The sequence below is a fragment of the Novosphingobium beihaiense genome, assembly GCF_022832375.1.
Taxonomy (GTDB): Bacteria; Pseudomonadota; Alphaproteobacteria; order Sphingomonadales; family Sphingomonadaceae; genus Novosphingobium; species Novosphingobium beihaiensis.
Genome location: NZ_JALHLG010000013.1, coordinates 149,438 through 167,123 on the forward strand (window position 1 = coordinate 149,438; position 17,686 = coordinate 167,123).

Sequence of the window (17,686 nt, forward strand, 5' to 3'; positions counted from 1 at the left end):
TCCTGCGCTCACTTCGTGGGTTCGGCTGGCTGTTTCTGCGTATTTTGCGCAATCGCCTCGGGATGTTCCTTGATGTAGGCGATAACTTGCGCTTTCAGCTGCGCTTCGCCTTTTCTGGAAATCTCGCCAGCTTCGCGGAAATAGGTCCTGTTCACGGCTGCAACCGCGGGTTGTGAGAGCACTTCCGTACTGCGCTGAAGGAAGGTCTTGCCGCTGGGCGTGTGCGCAAAGGCGGCCACGTCCCTGAGTTCTGCCAGCGTGAATATCTGCGTATAGGCTTGCGCGATGGCCTCCATCTGCTTGGGAATGAATGCCGATGTGGCCGGTCGCAGCATGCCAGGCACGCCTTCAAGGTAATCGGTGACGATCTTTCGCAGGCCGGGATCGGTGAGTGTGTCGAGCGGCATACTGTCTTTCATCTGCGAAACGACAGTTGTCATCAGCTTCTCCATCATCTCCTCGCGGCTGTCGGGTGGAAAGGCGGTGGTGACGATGGAACGCGCGAGGGTAAGACTTTCTGAAGCGGCTTGCGGCGCGGCATCGGCTGCCGCCGGGGCGGCCGGTTGCGATGCTGCCGCGAGCACCGGGGCAGGGATCGCGGCCGCCAACGGTATGAGTGCCAGTACGGTGCCGGAAAGTGCCTGCCGTTTCATGTTACCCCCTGAAGAACCAAGGGCAGAAGCGCTAGCAGAGGCAAATTTTGCGGACAAACGAAAACACCCGCAGACTTGCGCCGGCGGGTGCTGAAATCGTTGCTAAGAGAAGGCCTTACTGGTCGAGGAACGAGCGCATCTTGCGGCTGCGGCTCGGGTGCTTGAGCTTGCGCAGGGCCTTGGCCTCGATCTGGCGGATACGTTCGCGCGTCACCGAGAACTGCTGGCCGACTTCTTCCAGCGTGTGATCGGTGTTCATGCCGATGCCGAAGCGCATGCGCAGCACGCGCTCCTCGCGCGGGGTGAGCGAGGCGAGGACGCGGGTGACGGTTTCCTTGAGGTTCGACTGGATCGCCGCATCCACCGGGATGATCGCGTTCTTGTCCTCGATGAAATCGCCCAGGTGGCTGTCTTCCTCGTCGCCGATCGGGGTTTCGAGGGAGATCGGCTCCTTGGCGATCTTCATCACCTTGCGCACCTTTTCGAGCGGCATGGAGAGGCGCTCGGCCATTTCCTCGGGTGTGGGCTCGCGGCCCTGTTCGTGGAGGAACTGGCGGCTGGTGCGCACCAGCTTGTTGATCGTCTCGATCATGTGGACCGGGATGCGGATCGTGCGCGCCTGATCCGCGATCGAGCGGGTGATCGCCTGACGGATCCACCAGGTGGCATAGGTGCTGAACTTATAACCGCGGCGGTACTCGAACTTGTCGACCGCCTTCATCAGGCCAATGTTGCCTTCCTGAATGAGGTCGAGGAACTGCAAGCCGCGGTTGGTGTACTTCTTGGCGATGGAAATCACGAGGCGCAGGTTCGCCTCGACCATTTCCTTCTTGGCGATGCGCGCCTCGCGCTCCGCCTTCTGCACCATGTTGACGATGCGGCGGAATTCGGGGAGCGCCATGCCGGTAGCGGCGGCGATATCCGCCACTTCGGAGCGGATGCGTTCGACCGAATCGGCTTCGCTATCGGCAAAGGCAGCCCACTTCTTGTCCTTCTTGGACATTTCCGGCAGCCAGGTGTCGTCCAGCTCGCGGCCGACGTAAGTGGCGAGGAAGTCCGCGCGCTTGACCTTGTGGCGCTCGGCCAGACGCAGCATCTGGCCGCCCAGCGTGGTCAGGCGGCGGTTGTAGGCATAGAGGTTGTCGACCAGGTACTCGATCTTGGTCGCGTGGAACTGCACCGATTCCACTTGCGCGGTGAGGTCTTCGCGCAGCTGCTGGTACTGGTCTTCCTTGGCGGCGGGGAAGTCGATGCCCAGCGCCAGCGCTTCGAGGCGCTCGTTCTGGAGTTTCTCGAAGGTCTGGAACAGGCCGGTAATGGCTGCGAATTTTTCGAGCGCTTCGGGCTTGAGGGCCGCTTCCATCTGGGCGAGCGAGAGGGTGTTGTCTTCCTCTTCCTCTTCTTCCTTGCGGCGCGAGGAGCCTTCCTCGCCGTCTTCGCCTTCCTCGGAGGATTCGTCTTCCTCGTCGTCATCTTCCTTGTAGGAAGGGCCGGCGGTGGCTTCGCTGATTTCGCCGTCGTCGTCGCTTTCGGCGTCGTCGCTCAGGCTCTCGGGCGCGGGCTCCTTGGAGAGCATGGCGTCGAGATCGAGGATCTCGCGCAGCTGCATCTCGCCGTTGTTCAGCGCCTCGGACCATTGGATGATGGCGTGGAAGGTGAGCGGGCTTTCGCACAGGCCCAGGATCATCATGTCCCGGCCGGCCTCGATGCGCTTGGCGATGGCGATTTCGCCCTCGCGGCTGAGCAACTCGACCGCGCCCATCTCGCGCAAGTACATGCGCACCGGGTCGTCGGTCCGCTCGACCGTTTCCTTCTTCTTGGTCTCGACGACGACCTTCTGGGCGGAACCGTCCGAATCGACTTCCTCGACCTCGTCCTCGTCGTCGGCCTGCGCGTCCTCGTCGTTCTCGACGATGTTGACGCCCATTTCCGAGATCGCGGCCATGATGTCCTCGATCTGGTCGGTGGACATCTGGTCTTGCGGCAAGGCCTCGTTCAGTTCGTCGACCGTAATCACGCCGCGCCGCTTGGCGCGGGCGATCAGCTTCTTGATCGAAGCTTCGTTGAGATCGATCAGCGGTGCATCGGTGCCATCGATATTTTCGCCGCTGTTGGTGTCGTTCTTGCTCATTCTTCCGCCGTTAAATCCTGCTGCCCCGGACCGGGATGTATAATTATACAATCCGGATCAGGACGCATGTCTGCTCGCCATTTGCCTGAGGCGACTATCAAATTCCAGCTTTCTCTTGAGCAGACGCTGCTGCTCGGCAAAAGACTCCTCCGACAGCTCGCTTTCGAACCGCGCAGTCGCCTGTGCCAGAGCCGCCTCCAGAACCGGACGCTCGACCAAGAGATCAATGGCCTGACCCAGTTCCTCTGCCGCTTGCTCCGCATTTGCGTCGGGGGCCAGAAAGCCGAAGCGCAGCCCCGAATAATCAGCGGTTCTGGGAACTTCCAGACCATTTTCCTGCAATATGGTGGCAAGGGTGTGGCTTTCAAGCACATCCGTGGCGTTGCAGCACTCCAGCAGGGTGAAAAAACGCGGATCGAGCTGCGGGGTGCGGGCAAGTGTTTCTGCATACCGGAAAATCTGGTCCGGCCAGCGGATCAGTCCGGCGAGCACGGCAGCGGACAACGCATCGCGCGCGCCGCCCGATGCCGCCTTGCGCAGCCGTTCAAGTGATTCGGGGGAGGATGGCGCCGGGACAGGGCGGCCGGGCTGCCATTTGCCGCCGCCCGGCCGGGGCTGGAACGCGGGCCTGCCGTGCCCCTGCCAACCGCCACTCTGCCAGCGGCTTTCGCGCTTGGGAAAGGCAAAGGCGGAATAGCGATCCTGCAATTCGCGGCGGTAGAGGCTGGCGATGTCGGGATGCTGGATAGCGTCGGCATGCTCCATCAGCCGGGCCTTGAGGCCTGCCTTGTCCTCGGGTGTATTGAGCGGGTGGGCATCGCGCTCCACCTCCCAGAGCACGTCGATCAGCGGCCTTGCCTCGCCCAGCAGAGCTTCCATCGCTTGCGGTCCCTTGGCCTTGATCAGATCGTCCGGATCGAGCCCTTCGGGCAGCCGCACGATGCGCAGCGAATGGGCCGGGCGCAGCAGCGGCAGGGCGCGGGTGATCGCGCGCATCGCCGCGCGCTGGCCCGCCGTATCGCCGTCGAAGCACAGGATCGGCGCCTCGACATGGCGCCAGAGCATCTCGATCTGGTTCTCGGTGAGCGCCGTGCCGAGCGGCGCGACGCATTCGGCAATGCCCGCCGCCGCCAGCGCGATCACGTCCATATAGCCTTCGACCACGATCATCCGCCCCGCATGGCGCGCGGCGGGCGCGGCGCGGTGGAGATTGTAGAGCGTGCGGCCCTTGTCGAAGAGCGGGGTGTCGGGCGAGTTCAGGTATTTGGGCGCGTCGGTCTTGGTCTTGGTAAGGATGCGCCCGCCGAAGGCAATCACCCGCCCGCGCGCATCCTCGATCGGCAGCATCAGGCGGCCGCGGAACCGGTCATAGGGATCGCGCCCTTCGACTTCGATTCGAAGGCCCGCCTCGATCAGCATCGGCTGCGGGAAGCGGGAGAGGGCTTCTTTCAGCGCCTGCCGCCCCTCCGGCGCATAGCCGAAGCCGAAGCGCTGCACGGTATGCGCATCGAACCCGCGCGTGGCGAGATAGCGCCGCGCGGCATCGCCCTCGGGCCCGGCAAGGTTGTGCACGAACCATTCCTGCGCGGCGGCCATCACGTCGTGCAGCGTATCGCGTTTTTCCGCCGCTTTCGCTGCACGCGGATCGGGTGCGGGCACATCCATGCCCGCTTCGGCGGCGAGCTCCTTCACCGCATCCATGAAGGCGAGGCCCTGATGGTCGGTCATCCAGCGGATGGCATCGCCGTGGGCGCCGCAGCCGAAACAATGGTAGAAGCCCTTCTCGTCGTTGACGGTGAAGCTGGGGCTTTTCTCGTTATGGAACGGGCAGCAGGCCTTGTACTCGCGCCCGGCCTTTTGCAGGCGCGTCGAGCGGCCGATCAGCGTCGAAAGCGTGATACGGGAGCGGAGCTGATCGAGCCATTGGGGGGTTAACACGCAGTCTCTCCAGGCCCATTTCTTGCCGTTCTATCTCCGTTCGTGTCGAGCGAAGTCGAGACACGTTCGTGCGGCGGGCGGGCGAAGTAGGACAGTTTGCCCCAATCGCTGGCGGCAAGGGCTTCTTTCTTGGCACGGGACCATTTTTTAACACGCAACTCAGCACTCAAGGCTTCGTAGCGGGAAGGAAACTCTGCACACCAGATCAATGTCACCGGTCTTCGCCGGGAGGTGAAATCGCAGAAGCCGCCATGCTGATGTTCTGCCATTCTGCGTTCCAGATTGTCTGTATGCCCGGTGTAGTATTTCCCGTCCGCGCATCGCAGAATGTAGGCCCAGAAAGCCATGAGGCTAGGTTGCGCTGCGCGTGTCTCGACTTCGCTCGACACGAACGGTGACGATAGCTGAAATTTTCTCCACCGTCCGTTCGTGTCGAGCGAAGGCCGCAGGCCGTAGTCGAGACACGCAAGCGCGCGGCATCAGGCGAGCGCGGCTTTCACCCAGCCACTGGCCTTGCCCATGTCGAGCTGCGCGCCGTGGCGTTCCTTGAGCAGGCCCATGACTTTGCCCATGTCCTTCATGCCCGCAGCGCCCACTTCGGCCTTGATCGCCTCGATCGCGGCCTTGGTTTCCGCTTCGGACATCTGCGCGGGGAGGAATTCCTCGATCACCACGAGTTCGGCCTTTTCGCCTTCGGCGCGTTCGGGGCGGCCGCCTTCCTCGAACAGCTTGATCGATTCGCGGCGCTGCTTCACCATTTTCTGCAGCACGTCGATCACCAGGGCATCGTCGTCCGGCGTTTCGGCGGAGGTGCGCAGTTCGATGTCCCGGTCCTTGATCTTGGCAAGGATGAGGCGCACGGCGGCGAGGCGCGGCTTGTCACCGGCTTTCATGGCGGAAATCTGTGCGGCCTTGATCGAATCGCGAATCATTGTTCTTCTGTTTTCCTGATGAGTGAGAAACGTGGCTGCGCAAAAGTTAGCAAGCCGCGCGGCAAATTGCACCCTCGCGCCTTGACGCCATGCACAACCGTGTCTAGCGCGTGGGCCTTAGCACTCATCGTCAGAAACGCCTCAAACGGAGCGACCCACTATGGCCGACGCCGCATCTTCGCTTGCGCCCAAACCGGAAGGGGCGACAGGCGTCCTTGTCCTGAGCGACGGGAGCGTCCTGTGGGGGCGTGGTTTCGGCGCCGTGGGAGACGCGGTGGGCGAAGTCTGCTTCAACACGTCGATGACCGGGTATCAGGAAGTGATGACCGATCCGTCCTACGCCGGGCAGATCGTGACTTTCACGTTCCCGCATATCGGCAATGTCGGGGTGAATGACGAAGATCTCGAATCGCAGGTCGATGGCGCCGTGGGCTGCGTGGTGCGCGAGGATGTGACGCTGGCGTCCAACTTCCGCTCGCACGGCGAATTCGGAGACTGGCTGGCCGCCAAGGGCAAGGTCGGCCTTTCGGGCATCGACACCCGCGCGCTCACCCGCCGCATCCGCCTTTCGGGCGCGCCCAATGCGGTGATCGCGCACGATCCCGAAGGGGCGTTCGACATTCCCGCGCTGCTCAGGAAGGCGCAGGAATGGCCGGGGCTGGAAGGCATGGACCTCGCCAAAGTGGTGAGCCGCACTGCCAGCGAGGAGTGGGAAGGCTCGATCTGGACGCTGGGCGAGGGCTATGGGCATCCTTCCGAAGAGGGGCGCCCGCATGTGGTCGCCATGGATTTCGGGGCCAAGGACAACATCTTCCGCAATCTGGTGCAGGCCGGTGCCCATGTGACTGTGGTGCCCGCCGAAACCTCGCTGGAAACGATCCTCGAACTGAAGCCTGACGGCGTGTTCCTCTCCAATGGCCCGGGCGATCCGGCGGCGACCGGTGCTTATGCCGTGCCGGTGATCCAGGGGCTGCTGGAGCGCGACGTTCCGGTCTTTGGTATCTGTTTGGGCCACCAGATGCTCGGCCTTGCCGCCGGGGCGAAGACGGCCAAGATGTTCCAGGGCCATCGCGGCGCCAACCATCCGGTCAAGCGGCTGGAAGACGGCGTGGTGGAGATCACCTCGATGAACCACGGCTTCGCGGTGGACAACGCCTCGCTGCCCGACAGTGTGGAGGAAACCCACGTCTCGCTGTTCGACGGGTCCAACTGCGGCATCGCCATCAAGGGCAAGCGCGCGTTCGGCGTGCAGTACCACCCCGAGGCGAGCCCGGGCCCGCAGGACAGCTTCTATCTGTTCGAGAAGTTCGTCGGGATGCTGGCTTGAAGCAAGCCGCCGTCCTGCTTCTGGCACCGTGCGCCTTTCTGGCGGCCTGCGACAGCAAGCCGCCGCCAAGGCCCGCGTTGCTGAGCGGGGCGAAAGTGGCGGCCGTTGCCGCGAAGTGCGGGGTTTCCGCCAGGACGATCACGGTAGAGGCCGACAAGGTGAAGTTTGACCCTGCTCCCGCCATGCCCCAAGCGAAGCAGGCCTGCGTTCTGGGCGAGCTGCGCGCGCGATTGCCGCACGTCAGCATCGACTACGCAGTGAAAATCAAGGGACAGACCGAGAGAGAGACCAAGCCATGAGTGATCTTACCGACCACATGATCGCCTACTACGTCGCGGGCCCGGCCAACGACCTCAACATTGCCACGCGCTGGTATCCCTATGGCGAGCTGAGCCTCATCATCGAGGACAAGTTCCAGATCGCCACGCGCAAGTTCGGCATGAAGGTGCGCGCGCAGTCCAAGGCGGCGGGCAAGGAATTCCTCGACATGATGATCGAAAAGGGCGCCTGGGCGACCACCGAAAACGAATTCGGCGGCAAGATGCACCAGTTCCAGGCGGACAAGTTCCAGGCCGCGGTCAAGGACATGCAGGCCCGCAACGCGATCATTCTTCAGGCCGAAGCCGAAGGTCCCGAATTCTGGGACAAGGCATTCGGCGAACTGGTGGCCTAGGCCGCCAGCCCGCGCGATTACAGACAGACTCCAGAAGCCAGGATAGCCCTCTCCCATGCCCAAGCGCACAGACATCTCCTCGATCCTCGTCATTGGTGCCGGTCCGATCATCATCGGGCAGGCCTGCGAGTTCGACTATTCGGGGACCCAGGCGATAAAGGCGCTCAAGGAAGAGGGCTACCGGGTCATTCTGGTGAACTCCAACCCGGCCACGATCATGACCGACCCGGACATGGCCGATGCGACTTATGTCGAGCCGATCGTGCCCGAAGTGGTCGCCCGCATCATCGAGAAGGAGCGCCCGGACGCGGTGCTCCCGACCATGGGCGGGCAGACCGCGCTCAATTGCGCGCTGGCGCTGTTCGAGGACGGCACGCTGGACAAGTACGGCGTCACCATGATCGGCGCCAATGCCGATGCCATCGACAAGGCCGAGAACCGCACGCGCTTTCGCGAGGCGATGGACAAGATCGGGCTCGAATCCGCGCGTTCGGGCACCGCGCATACGCTCGACGAGGCCTTCGCGGTGCTGGAGCGTACCGGGCTGCCCTCGATCATCCGCCCCAGCTTCACCATGGGCGGCACCGGCGGCGGCGTCGCCTACAACAAGGCCGAGTTCGAGAGCATCGTGCGCTCGGGCCTCGATGCTTCGCCGACTACCGAAGTGCTGATCGAGGAAAGCCTGCTCGGCTGGAAGGAATACGAGATGGAAGTCGTGCGCGACAAGCACGACAATGCCATCATCATCTGCTCGATCGAGAATGTCGATCCGATGGGCGTTCATACCGGCGACTCCATCACTGTCGCTCCGGCGCTGACGCTGACCGACAAGGAATACCAGATCATGCGCTCGGCCAGCCTTGCTGTGCTGCGTGAAATCGGTGTGGAAACAGGCGGTTCGAACGTACAGTTCGCAGTCAATCCGAAGGATGGCCGCCTGATCGTCATCGAGATGAACCCGCGCGTCTCGCGCTCCTCGGCGCTGGCTTCGAAGGCGACCGGCTTCCCGATCGCGCGCGTCGCGGCGAAGCTCGCGGTGGGCTATACGCTCGACGAGATCATGAACGAGATCACCGGCGCCACCCCGGCCTCGTTCGAGCCGACCATCGACTACGTCGTCACCAAGATCCCGCGCTTCGCGTTCGAGAAGTTCAAGGGCGCCGAGCCGCTGCTGACCACCGCGATGAAGTCGGTCGGCGAAGTCATGGCGATCGGGCGCAATATCAAGGAATCGATGCAGAAGGCGCTGCGCGGCCTTGAAACCGGGCTCGACGGCTTCAACCGTGTACCCGAGCTGGAAGGCGCCGGGCGCGACACGATCACCGCCGCGCTCTCCAAGGCGACGCCCGACCGTCTGCTGCACGCCGCGCAGGCGATGCGCGAAGGCTTCACGGTGGACGAGATCCACGCGATCACGCATTACGACAAGTGGTTCCTGCGCCACATCGAAGAGATCATCGCCGAAGAAGCGAAGATCATGCAGGACGGTCTGCCGATCGACGCGCAGGGAATGCGCCGTCTCAAGGCCATGGGTTTTTCGGACAAGCGTCTGGCGACGCTGGCCGTGCGCTCCGTCCATGTCGCGGGCGGTCTGGGCGAAACCCAGGCCAAGCGCGCCGGGCTGCTGCACGATACGCTGCGCGCCATGGCCGGTGCCACCAGCGAGGACGAAGTGCGCGCGCTGCGCGAGAAGCTGGATGTCCATCCGGTGTTCAAGCGCATCGATTCCTGCGCGGCCGAGTTCGAGGCGGTCACGCCCTACATGTACTCGACATACGAGGCGCCCACCTTCGGCGAGCCCGAGAACGAGGCGATGCCGTCCGAGCGCAAGAAGATCGTGATCCTGGGCGGCGGGCCGAACCGCATCGGGCAGGGCATCGAGTTCGACTATTGCTGCGTCCACGCCTGCTTCGCGCTGTCCGAGGCGGGCTATGAGACGATCATGGTCAACTGCAACCCGGAAACCGTCTCGACCGACTACGACACCTCCGACCGCCTCTATTTCGAGCCGCTGACCGGAGAGGACGTGCTGGAAATCCTGCGCGTGGAGCAGTCGAAGGGGGAACTCGTCGGCGTGATCGTGCAGTTCGGCGGGCAGACCCCGCTCAAGCTGGCGCAGGCGCTGGAAGATGCGGGCATTCCGATCCTGGGCACCTCGCCCGATGCCATCGACCTTGCCGAAGACCGCGAGCGCTTCGCCGCGCTGGTCGAGAAGCTGCAGCTCAAGCAGCCCGCCAACGGCATTGCCCGCAGCCGCGACGAGGCCGTCGCCGTGGCGAACCGTATCGGCTATCCCGTGCTCACGCGCCCCAGCTACGTTCTGGGCGGGCGCGCGATGGAGATCGTCGACAGCGAACAGCAGCTCGATGACTACATCGCCACCGCCGTGCAGGTTTCGGGGGATTCCCCGGTGCTGATCGACCAGTACCTGCGCGATGCGATCGAATGCGACGTCGATGCCCTGTGCGACGGCGAGCAGGTGCAGATCGCGGGCGTCATGCAGCATATCGAGGAGGCGGGCGTCCACTCGGGCGACAGCGCCTGCACCATCCCGCCTTACAGCCTGCCTGCGGACATCATCACCGAGATGGAAAACCAGGCCAAGGCGCTGGCCATGGGGCTGGGCGTGCGCGGGCTGATGAACGTGCAGTTCGCAGTGAAGGATGGGGAGGTTTACCTCATCGAGGTGAACCCGCGCGCCTCGCGCACGGTGCCGTTTGTCGCCAAGGCCATCGGCCAGCCGGTCGCCAAGATTGCCGCGCGCGTGATGGCGGGCGAGAAGCTCTCCGATTTCCCGCCGTTCAAACGCGATCTCGATTATACCGCGGTGAAGGAAGCGGTGTTCCCCTTCGCGCGCTTCCCCGGCGTCGATCCGGTGCTGAGCCCGGAAATGAAGTCCACCGGCGAAGTCATGGGAATCGATCGGGATTATCCGCGCGCGTTCGGCAAGGCCCAGCTCGGCGCCAGCATGCGCCTGCCGACCGAAGGCACGGTGTTCGTCTCGGTGAAGGACAGCGACAAGCCGCTGATCGTGCCGGCCATCCGCACGCTGATCGACAACGGCTTCCGCATCATCGCCACCTCGGGCACGCAGGAGTATCTGGCGGATGCCGGGCTGACTTCGGTCGAACTGGTGAACAAGGTGGCCGAAGGGCGCCCGCACATCGTCGACAAGATCGCCGATGGCGAAGTGGCGCTGATCTTCAACACGACCGAGGGTTGGCAGAGCCTGAAGGACTCGCAATCGATCCGGGCTTCGGCGATTACCGGGAAGGTCTCGATCTTCACGACCGCGGCCACCAGCGTGGCGGCGGCGGAGGCTATCGACACGATTCGTGGCAGTCAGCTTGAAGTGCGCTCGTTGCAGGATTATTATAGCTGAAATTCGATCTTGCTTCCCCACATCGCTGCAGGTCGGCCCGTCTCTTCGCAGGGACGGGGCAGGCGAATAGTCGCAGATGAACCGGGGAAGCGGCAGGAAGGAAGAGAGTAGAAATGGCCAGTGTCGAAAAGCTGCCTATGCTCGCGGAAGGCTACGAAAGGCTGACTGCGGAAATCAAGGCGCTGCGCGAGGAACGGCCCCGCATCGTCGATGCCATCGAGGAAGCGCGTGCCCACGGCGACCTTTCGGAAAATGCCGAATACCATGCCGCCAAGGAGCGGCAGGGGCAGGTCGAAGCCACGATTGCCGATCTCGAAGACAAGATCAGCCGTGCGCAGATCATCGATCCTGCCACGCTTTCGGGCGACAAGGTGATCTTCGGGGCGACCGTGACGCTGCTTGATGATGACGACAAGCCGGTGCGCTATCAGATCGTCGGCCCCTATGAGGCGGATGCCAAGATCGGCCGCATCAGCTACAATTCGCCGCTCGGCAAGGCGCTGATCGGGCGCAGGGTCGAGGATGAGATCGAAGTGACGGTGCCTGCGGGGGACAAGTTCTACCTGGTGCAGAGCATCGAGTTCATCTGATCCGGTTTCCGGCCCCGCAGGGCCGGAACGGCAAAAGAAAAGGGCCGGCATCGCTGCCGGCCCTTTTCTTTTGTAAAATGAGGGCTGCGTTTCAGCCTTCGGGCAGTTCGGGTTCGAGCAGCCGGTGCAAGTGCACGATCACATACTTCATTTCCGCATCGTCGACTGTGCGCTGGGCCGCCGACTTCCACGCGTCCTGCGCGGCGGCGAAGTCGGGATAGATGCCGACGAGATCCATTTCGTCCAGATTGACGAATTCCAGGCTGCGCGGGTCCTTGACCCGGCCGCCCATAACGAGATGAAGCTTTTGCATGGGAGAGGGCCGCTTTCCTGATTGGGAGAAGAGCGGCCCCTATAGGTTTAGCCAAGCCAATGAGCAAGAGCGGATCGCAGCCGCGATGTGGCTTGTTAGATAATGATAACCATTATCAATTGTGAATAGCTTCAACTGTCTATGATGTCACGTGCAAATGGCGTCAGGACACGATCCGTTTTTTCAGATCGCTGGCATTGTGGCCGATTTCGGCGGCTTTGTCCGCCGCGTTTTCGCCCAGCCTGCCTGCCCGTTTGGCCGTGGCCCGGCCGAAGGCCGCAGCGGCGGCGAGGGCCGTGAGGCCGTACTTTTCAACCTTGCCGGCCGCCTCGTGCCCGGCTTTCCCTGCCTTGCCGCCCAGTTCGGAAACCTGATCGCGCGCATCGGAGCCGAGAGACTGCGCCTTTTCGCCCGCCTCGCGCCCGAACATCAGCGTCGCGGCACCCGCCGCTTCGGCCACGCGCAGCACTTTGCCGGCGGCTTTCCGCCCGGCCTTGCGGGGGCGCGGCAGGAGGGCGCTCAGTGCGACACCGGCGGCAAGAGCCCCGGCGGCGGTGAGCGCGGGATGGCGTTTGACGAAGGATACGACTTTCTCGGACGGGCGCGCCTCTTCGGCGGCGGCCGGCAGGGGAACGACGTTGTTCGCCATCGGCGAGGGGGTATCGGGCTTGGTCGGATCAGTCGTGCTCACTGCCCAGCTCCTTCACTTTTTCCAGCACCGGTTCGAGCGCTTGCCCGGCCCAGGTGATGATCGTGGTCCTGAATATCCAAAGCAGCAAAGCGGTAATGGTTCCCCCGATTACGCCGGGATGGGCCTCCGCCACGGCAACGGCTTCGTCGAACACTTCCTTGGCCTGTTCCATGGTTTCATCGGCAATGCGACCGGCAACACCGCGTTCCTCAATATCCGCCTTGAGCGCGCCGTAGTGGGCATCGAAAGCCGCGCGGGCCGCATCGCGCGCAGCACGGTCGGCCATGACCTGGTCTGCAAGCTTGCTCATCCGCGGCTCTTCTCGTCGGAGATGACCGCCATCATCCGCTTCAGCTTTGCCCGGGCGCCAAGGGCACACAGCCCCGCAATCAGCAGCAGCCCCAGCGTGACGGCCGCCATCGCGCCCCACAGGCCCAGCACCGGGCCGAGCGCGATGACGCTGCCTGTTACCAGCGCCACCACGGCGAAGAACACCAGCACCGCGGCCACCACCAGCAGCGCGGCAATGCCCTTGGTCTCCGACCCGGCATAAGCGGCGCGGGATTTCTGAAACGCAATTTCGGCCTGCGCCAGAACTTTTGCCTCATCGGCAAGCTGGCGCAAATCCCCGGCGAACGAGAGCCCCCCGGCTGCCCCGGCATCGCCGCTGGCAGGGGGAGGGAGATCTTGACTGGTCGGCTGCATTGTTCCGGTCGTGGTTCCCCGCGCGGCCTTACTTGCTCTTCTTGAACATGCGGCCGAACAGGAAACCTGCGGCCACGGCCATGCCCACGGCAAGGCCAGGGCTCTTGCGGACGAATTCCTTGGCGTCCTCACCCAGCTCGTCGAGCGACTTTTCGTCCAGCTTGGTGGCGGCATCCTGCATCGATTTGGACGCGGTACGGACATAGTCGCCGTATTTGGGGCCGACCTTGTCGTCGATCAGCGCCACGTTCTCGTCGATCATCTTGGACAGGCCGACAATCGCCTTACTGGTGCGGGCCTTGCCTTCGTTGGCATATTCGCCCGCCTTGATCTTGGCGTCGCTGGCAAAGGCGTTGGCCTTTTCGCGCGCTTCTTCCGATTTGGACTTGGCATCGCCGGTCCATTCGCCCGTGGTCTGGCTGAGCTTCTCTTTATATTCGCCTGCCAGCGCCTGCGCTCCGGCCTTGGCTTCTTCCATGGCCTTGGTGAAGTGGTTTTTGGCTTTGGGGGTGCCGTCTTCAGTAGGGGCTGCGGGATCGGCCATGGCGGTTTCCTTTCCTTTTCCTGTTCGCAAGACATGGCGGCCGTGCGAACGCACTATCTTATAGATGGTATGCGGACAGAGTAACACAACTTCCGCGATATTGCTGCAACGCAACTTGTCAGGCCGGGTTCCCCCGCCTAGAGCGCCGAAAACGGCGCAGACGGGCGCCGCCAGGAGGAGACCTCTATCTATGACCGCGATCATCGACATCCATGGCCGTGAAATTCTGGACAGCCGGGGCAATCCCACCGTCGAAGTGGATGTGTTGCTGGAGGATGGCAGCTTCGGCCGTGCGGCGGTTCCCTCGGGCGCGTCGACCGGCGCGCATGAAGCCGTGGAACTGCGCGATGGCGACAAGGGGCGCTATCTCGGCAAGGGCGTGCTCAAGGCGGTCGATGCCGTCAACAACGAGATCGCCGAGGCGCTGGTGGGCATGGATGCCGAGGATCAGCGCGATCTCGACCTGTCGATGATCGAACTCGACGGCACCGAGAACAAGGGCCGCCTGGGCGCCAACGCCATTCTCGGCACCAGCCTCGCCGCCGCCAAGGCCGCCGCCAATGCGCGAGGGCTGCCGCTCTACTCCTACATCGGCGGCGTTTCCGCCCATGTCCTGCCGGTGCCGATGATGAACATCATCAACGGCGGCGAACATGCTGATAACCCGATCGATTTCCAGGAATTCATGATTATGCCGGTGGGCGCCGGTTCGATCGCCGAAGCGGTGCGCTGGGGCTCGGAAGTGTTCCACACGCTGAAGAAGGGCCTCGCCGAAAAGGGCCTGTCGACCTCGGTGGGCGACGAGGGCGGTTTCGCGCCGAACCTTGCCAGCACCCGCGCCGCGCTCGATTTCGTGATGGCCTCCATCGAGAAGGCCGGTTTCAAGGTCGGCAGCGACATCCAGATCGCGCTCGACTGCGCCTCGACCGAATTCTTCAAGGACGGCAAGTACGAGATCAGCGGCGAGGGGCTCTCGCTCGATCCCGCCGCTTTCGCCGACTATCTGGCCGATCTGTGCGATGCCTACCCGATCGTCTCGGTCGAGGACGGCATGGCCGAGGACGATTTCGAAGGCTGGAAGGCGCTGACCGACAAGATCGGCGGCAAAGTGCAGCTCGTGGGTGACGATCTCTTCGTGACCAATCCCAAGCGCCTGACCATGGGCATCGAGCAGGGCCTTGCCAACTCGCTGCTGGTGAAGGTGAATCAGATCGGTTCGCTCACCGAGACGCTCGAAGCGGTCTCGATCGCCAACCGCGCGGGTTACACCGCCGTTATGTCGCACCGTTCGGGCGAGACCGAGGATTCGACCATTGCCGACCTCGCCGTCGCCACCAACTGCGGCCAGATCAAGACCGGCTCGCTCGCGCGTTCGGACCGGCTTGCCAAGTACAACCAGCTCATCCGCATCGAGGAAGAGCTGGGCAAGGCCGCCCGCTACGCCGGGGCCGGCGCGTTCGGTCGCCTGAGCGTCTGATTACCGGATATCCCGAACAGCCCCTGCCGTTCCTGCCTGAGCGGGAACGGCGGGGTGCCCTGGGCCTCGCCCGGGGGATGACTATATAGTCAACATTGTCGATTAGTCATTTCGCCGTTATGGTCGTGCCTCTTTGCAATACGGGGCATGATCATGGAGGCGAGGACGAAACGCAGGGTGCGCGACCCTGCGGCGACGCGCGAAACGATTCTGGATGCAGCCAGCAATCTGCTGGCCAAGGACGGGGTCGAGGGCGTCAGCCTGTCCGCCGTGGCGCACCTTGCTGCCGTCAATCGCGGCACCGCCTACCAGCATTTCGAAACGCGTGAAAAGCTGATCGAGGCCACGATCCAGTGGGTCTCCGACAAGCTGTTCCGCGCCGTTTTCGGCGATCCCGAAACAGTGGGCGAACGGCAAGTGGAGCAGGTCGATGTCGCCGCGCTGACCGACCGGCTGTGCGATTTCGCCATGGAAAACCCGGATATCTGCCGCGTCTGGCTGCAGCAGGTGCTGGCCTCGCCCGATCCCAGCCAGGATCCGTTCTGGCGCGAATACTGCGGATCGCTGCGCCGTTTCGCCGATACTGGGCTCGCCGAACCGGGCATCGATGTGGAAGTGCTTTCGGTGGTCAATCTGGCGGGCGTGTTCTTCTGGCCGATCCTCGCCCGCGCCCACGCCGCCGAAGACGCCGAGCGCACCGAACTGTCCCGCCGTTTCAGCCACGAAATCCTGCGCCTTTCGATGTACGGCACGATGCAGGCCAAGGCCTTCCCCGGCATTGCCGACCGGCTGCGCAAGGAGGCGGCGGAGGCTGCTGCGGGCTGATCTGCAGATCTAAATCCCTAGGCTCAGGACCTATTAATCGCGCCATCGAGGCGCCCAAATGGCAAACATATCGAGCCAAAGGGCCCGCCGGGAAGGCTGGTTGCCTTTCCAAGGGCGCTTTGGTTCGAGATGGAAGCCATTTGGGCGTCCCGGAGGGATTTGACCAAAATGGCCCATGGCTGCGTCAAGAAGCCTTGAAATATCGACATATTCCTGCGCCTTCTTTCCTGGCCCTGAGCCATTTTGCCTCAAACCTCGATGGCGCGATTAATAGATCCTGAGCCTAGGCCGTAACGGCCTTGATCAGAATATCCGCCGATCGCTCGATAGCTCCGTCGAAATTGCCAAACGCGAATTTCAGGGCGCTGACTTGCGCTTCGATCTTGTTGTGATGATTGGCCACCGCCCGGTCGATGGCCGCAAGAACGGTGCCGGGGCCATCGGTGACTTCGCCCAAGTGCCATCCGGCATAGCGAAGGTCCGGTTCCCAGTGGATACCATGGCTGTTTAGGAAAACCGCGGGCCTTGGCCGCGAGAGAAATTCATAGAGCTGGCTGGAGACATCACCCAGATAAATGTCCGCTGCCTGAGTGTAGCGCATGTTGAAAAGGCTTGGGGAGCCGAGATCGATGATGATGCGGTTGGCAACGGCCTGCGAAAGGAAGCGCTGGCGATCGGCTTGCGACATTGTCTCCATGCTGCGGATATGGGGCGCGAAAACAAGATTATAGCGATCCTGCTGGCGGAAGCGCTCGATCACATCCAAAGCGATATCAAGCGAGGAGATGCGAGCGTCGAAATGAGGATTGTAGACGACGGTCGGCAGGCTGTTGCCGAACAAGGATTCTTTCGCGGGCGGGGCGATCCGGAGGTAATCAAGCTTCACATATCCGCCTACGCGAAGACGTGACCGGTCAATGCCTTGCTCCAGGGCGCGCTGAAAATCCTTCTCGCCCGGAACAACGATCAGATCGAAAGCGCGAAGCCGCTTTTCGGAAGCAGGCGCTCTGTCGCCCGCTCCATGCCGGAAATGGATCAGTGGGCGCCGCCAGCCCATCTTGCGCAGTGCGGCTGAAGTGCGTTCAGGCGTAACGATCGCGCATGAACGGCGTGCATGCCATCGTATAGAGGCCAGGATCGGACCTTTGGCGGCGGAGGGGCGCCCGGTGGCGCGGACTGCCAGCCTCGCGATCCATGGAATGCCAATGCGGGCGATTTCCATCGTTTTTGCCTGCATTTGCCCGGCAATTTCGCGGAGGGCCTTCTCCGCTTCCTCATCCGCGCAGATGCATCGCACCGTGAAGCGGCTGGAACTTCGCGCAATCTGGGCGGCGATGGGCGCCAGATGGTATATCTGATGAGTGCCGCCGATGAAAACGAAACAAATCTCGTGAGTATTGGCCATCGGCGCTCCTCTACAAATCAACGCGGTGTAATGCACCCCTTATTGAATGGCCGACAAACATGTCAGTCCGTCCGAAAACGCACGGGCTGATCGGGTTTCG

At 63.0% G+C, this 17,686-nt stretch carries 18 protein-coding genes; 7 read left to right on the forward strand and 11 right to left on the reverse strand.

Going from position 1 to position 17,686, the window contains the following annotated elements; genetic code table 11:
• Nucleotides 1-8: 8 nt before the first annotated feature.
• From MTR66_RS11340 to MTR66_RS11360, 5 genes are all read right to left on the reverse strand, one after another.
• Nucleotides 9-608, reverse strand: coding sequence for a DUF2059 domain-containing protein (locus MTR66_RS11340; protein WP_243921018.1), 600 nt, complete (start codon nucleotides 606-608; stop codon nucleotides 9-11).
• Nucleotides 609-768: 160 nt separating this feature from the next.
• The gene (gene rpoD / locus MTR66_RS11345; RefSeq protein ID WP_243921020.1) at nucleotides 769-2,784 is read right to left on the reverse strand and encodes an RNA polymerase sigma factor RpoD; all 2,016 of its coding nucleotides are present in this window, start codon (nucleotides 2,782-2,784) and stop codon (nucleotides 769-771) included.
• A gap of 57 nt (nucleotides 2,785-2,841) precedes the next feature.
• Entirely contained in the window at nucleotides 2,842-4,722 is a 1,881-nt protein-coding gene (dnaG, locus tag MTR66_RS11350; protein ID WP_243921022.1) for a DNA primase, read from the reverse strand.
• Nucleotides 4,716-5,069 carry a GIY-YIG nuclease family protein gene (locus MTR66_RS11355; protein WP_243921024.1) on the reverse strand — a complete coding sequence of 118 codons (354 nt, stop codon included), beginning with the start codon at nucleotides 5,067-5,069 and terminating at the stop codon, nucleotides 4,716-4,718. Before MTR66_RS11355 ends, dnaG begins: the two co-directional genes overlap by 7 nt.
• Nucleotides 5,070-5,201: 132 nt before the next feature.
• Nucleotides 5,202-5,654 carry a GatB/YqeY domain-containing protein gene (locus tag MTR66_RS11360; protein WP_243921026.1) on the reverse strand — a complete coding sequence of 151 codons (453 nt, stop codon included), beginning with the start codon at nucleotides 5,652-5,654 and terminating at the stop codon, nucleotides 5,202-5,204.
• Between the two features lie 160 nt (nucleotides 5,655-5,814).
• Between MTR66_RS11360 and carA the strand changes: the two genes are divergently transcribed.
• From carA to greA, 5 genes are all read left to right on the forward strand, one after another.
• The gene (carA, locus tag MTR66_RS11365) at nucleotides 5,815-6,981 is read left to right on the forward strand and encodes a glutamine-hydrolyzing carbamoyl-phosphate synthase small subunit (RefSeq protein ID WP_243921028.1); all 1,167 of its coding nucleotides are present in this window, start codon (nucleotides 5,815-5,817) and stop codon (nucleotides 6,979-6,981) included.
• Nucleotides 6,978-7,280 (forward strand): hypothetical protein, encoded by a 303-nt coding sequence (locus tag MTR66_RS11370; protein ID WP_243921030.1) that lies wholly within the window; start codon nucleotides 6,978-6,980, stop codon nucleotides 7,278-7,280. The genes carA and MTR66_RS11370 overlap by 4 nt, the downstream gene beginning before the upstream one ends.
• Nucleotides 7,277-7,654: a hypothetical protein gene (locus MTR66_RS11375; RefSeq protein WP_243921032.1), complete on the forward strand. Its 378-nt coding sequence runs from the start codon at nucleotides 7,277-7,279 to the stop codon at nucleotides 7,652-7,654. Before MTR66_RS11370 ends, MTR66_RS11375 begins: the two co-directional genes overlap by 4 nt.
• Nucleotides 7,655-7,709: 55 nt before the next feature.
• Nucleotides 7,710-11,036, forward strand: a complete 3,327-nt coding sequence (gene carB, locus MTR66_RS11380; RefSeq protein WP_243921034.1) for a carbamoyl-phosphate synthase large subunit — start codon at nucleotides 7,710-7,712, stop codon at nucleotides 11,034-11,036.
• A gap of 113 nt (nucleotides 11,037-11,149) precedes the next feature.
• Nucleotides 11,150-11,626: a transcription elongation factor GreA gene (greA, locus tag MTR66_RS11385; RefSeq protein WP_243921036.1), complete on the forward strand. Its 477-nt coding sequence runs from the start codon at nucleotides 11,150-11,152 to the stop codon at nucleotides 11,624-11,626.
• Nucleotides 11,627-11,717: 91 nt separating this feature from the next.
• Here greA and MTR66_RS11390 read toward each other — a convergent pair whose 3' ends face one another.
• From MTR66_RS11390 to MTR66_RS11410, 5 genes are all read right to left on the reverse strand, one after another.
• A complete protein-coding gene (locus MTR66_RS11390; protein WP_243921038.1) occupies nucleotides 11,718-11,939 on the reverse strand; it encodes a DUF4170 domain-containing protein in 222 nt (73 codons plus the stop codon).
• A gap of 163 nt (nucleotides 11,940-12,102) precedes the next feature.
• Nucleotides 12,103-12,630: a hypothetical protein gene (locus tag MTR66_RS11395; RefSeq protein ID WP_243921040.1), complete on the reverse strand. Its 528-nt coding sequence runs from the start codon at nucleotides 12,628-12,630 to the stop codon at nucleotides 12,103-12,105.
• Entirely contained in the window at nucleotides 12,617-12,940 is a 324-nt protein-coding gene (locus tag MTR66_RS11400) for a hypothetical protein (RefSeq protein WP_243921041.1), read from the reverse strand. The genes MTR66_RS11395 and MTR66_RS11400 overlap by 14 nt, the downstream gene beginning before the upstream one ends.
• Nucleotides 12,937-13,335: a phage holin family protein gene (locus tag MTR66_RS11405; protein WP_243921043.1), complete on the reverse strand. Its 399-nt coding sequence runs from the start codon at nucleotides 13,333-13,335 to the stop codon at nucleotides 12,937-12,939. Before MTR66_RS11405 ends, MTR66_RS11400 begins: the two co-directional genes overlap by 4 nt.
• Before the next feature lie 28 nt (nucleotides 13,336-13,363).
• Nucleotides 13,364-13,879: an apolipoprotein A1/A4/E family protein gene (locus tag MTR66_RS11410; protein WP_243921045.1), complete on the reverse strand. Its 516-nt coding sequence runs from the start codon at nucleotides 13,877-13,879 to the stop codon at nucleotides 13,364-13,366.
• Between the two features lie 190 nt (nucleotides 13,880-14,069).
• On the opposite strand from MTR66_RS11410, the gene eno reads away from it, so the two are divergent.
• Both eno and MTR66_RS11420 read left to right on the forward strand, forming a co-directional pair.
• Entirely contained in the window at nucleotides 14,070-15,356 is a 1,287-nt protein-coding gene (gene eno, locus MTR66_RS11415) for a phosphopyruvate hydratase (RefSeq protein WP_243921047.1), read from the forward strand.
• Nucleotides 15,357-15,533: 177 nt separating this feature from the next.
• The gene (locus MTR66_RS11420; protein ID WP_243921049.1) at nucleotides 15,534-16,181 is read left to right on the forward strand and encodes a TetR/AcrR family transcriptional regulator; all 648 of its coding nucleotides are present in this window, start codon (nucleotides 15,534-15,536) and stop codon (nucleotides 16,179-16,181) included.
• 283 nt (nucleotides 16,182-16,464) lie between these two features.
• Here MTR66_RS11420 and MTR66_RS11425 read toward each other — a convergent pair whose 3' ends face one another.
• Entirely contained in the window at nucleotides 16,465-17,586 is a 1,122-nt protein-coding gene (locus MTR66_RS11425) for a hypothetical protein (protein WP_243921051.1), read from the reverse strand.
• Nucleotides 17,587-17,686 lie beyond the last annotated feature (100 nt).

Bases quoted from the DNA above. Each gene is read 5' to 3' on its own strand.
- rpoD (WP_243921020.1), bottom strand. From the start codon at position 2,784: ATGAGCAAGAACGACACCAACAGCGGCGAAAATATCGATGGCACCGAT.
- MTR66_RS11355 (WP_243921024.1), bottom strand. From the start codon at position 5,069: ATGGCTTTCTGGGCCTACATTCTGCGATGCGCGGACGGGAAATACTAC.
- MTR66_RS11360 (WP_243921026.1), bottom strand. From the start codon at position 5,654: ATGATTCGCGATTCGATCAAGGCCGCACAGATTTCCGCCATGAAAGCC.
- carA (WP_243921028.1), top strand. From the start codon at position 5,815: ATGGCCGACGCCGCATCTTCGCTTGCGCCCAAACCGGAAGGGGCGACA.
- MTR66_RS11375 (WP_243921032.1), top strand. From the start codon at position 7,277: ATGAGTGATCTTACCGACCACATGATCGCCTACTACGTCGCGGGCCCG.
- carB (WP_243921034.1), top strand. From the start codon at position 7,710: ATGCCCAAGCGCACAGACATCTCCTCGATCCTCGTCATTGGTGCCGGT.
- greA (WP_243921036.1), top strand. From the start codon at position 11,150: ATGGCCAGTGTCGAAAAGCTGCCTATGCTCGCGGAAGGCTACGAAAGG.
- MTR66_RS11390 (WP_243921038.1), bottom strand. From the start codon at position 11,939: ATGCAAAAGCTTCATCTCGTTATGGGCGGCCGGGTCAAGGACCCGCGC.
- MTR66_RS11400 (WP_243921041.1), bottom strand. From the start codon at position 12,940: ATGAGCAAGCTTGCAGACCAGGTCATGGCCGACCGTGCTGCGCGCGAT.
- MTR66_RS11405 (WP_243921043.1), bottom strand. From the start codon at position 13,335: ATGCAGCCGACCAGTCAAGATCTCCCTCCCCCTGCCAGCGGCGATGCC.
- MTR66_RS11410 (WP_243921045.1), bottom strand. From the start codon at position 13,879: ATGGCCGATCCCGCAGCCCCTACTGAAGACGGCACCCCCAAAGCCAAA.
- eno (WP_243921047.1), top strand. From the start codon at position 14,070: ATGACCGCGATCATCGACATCCATGGCCGTGAAATTCTGGACAGCCGG.
- MTR66_RS11425 (WP_243921051.1), bottom strand. From the start codon at position 17,586: ATGGCCAATACTCACGAGATTTGTTTCGTTTTCATCGGCGGCACTCAT.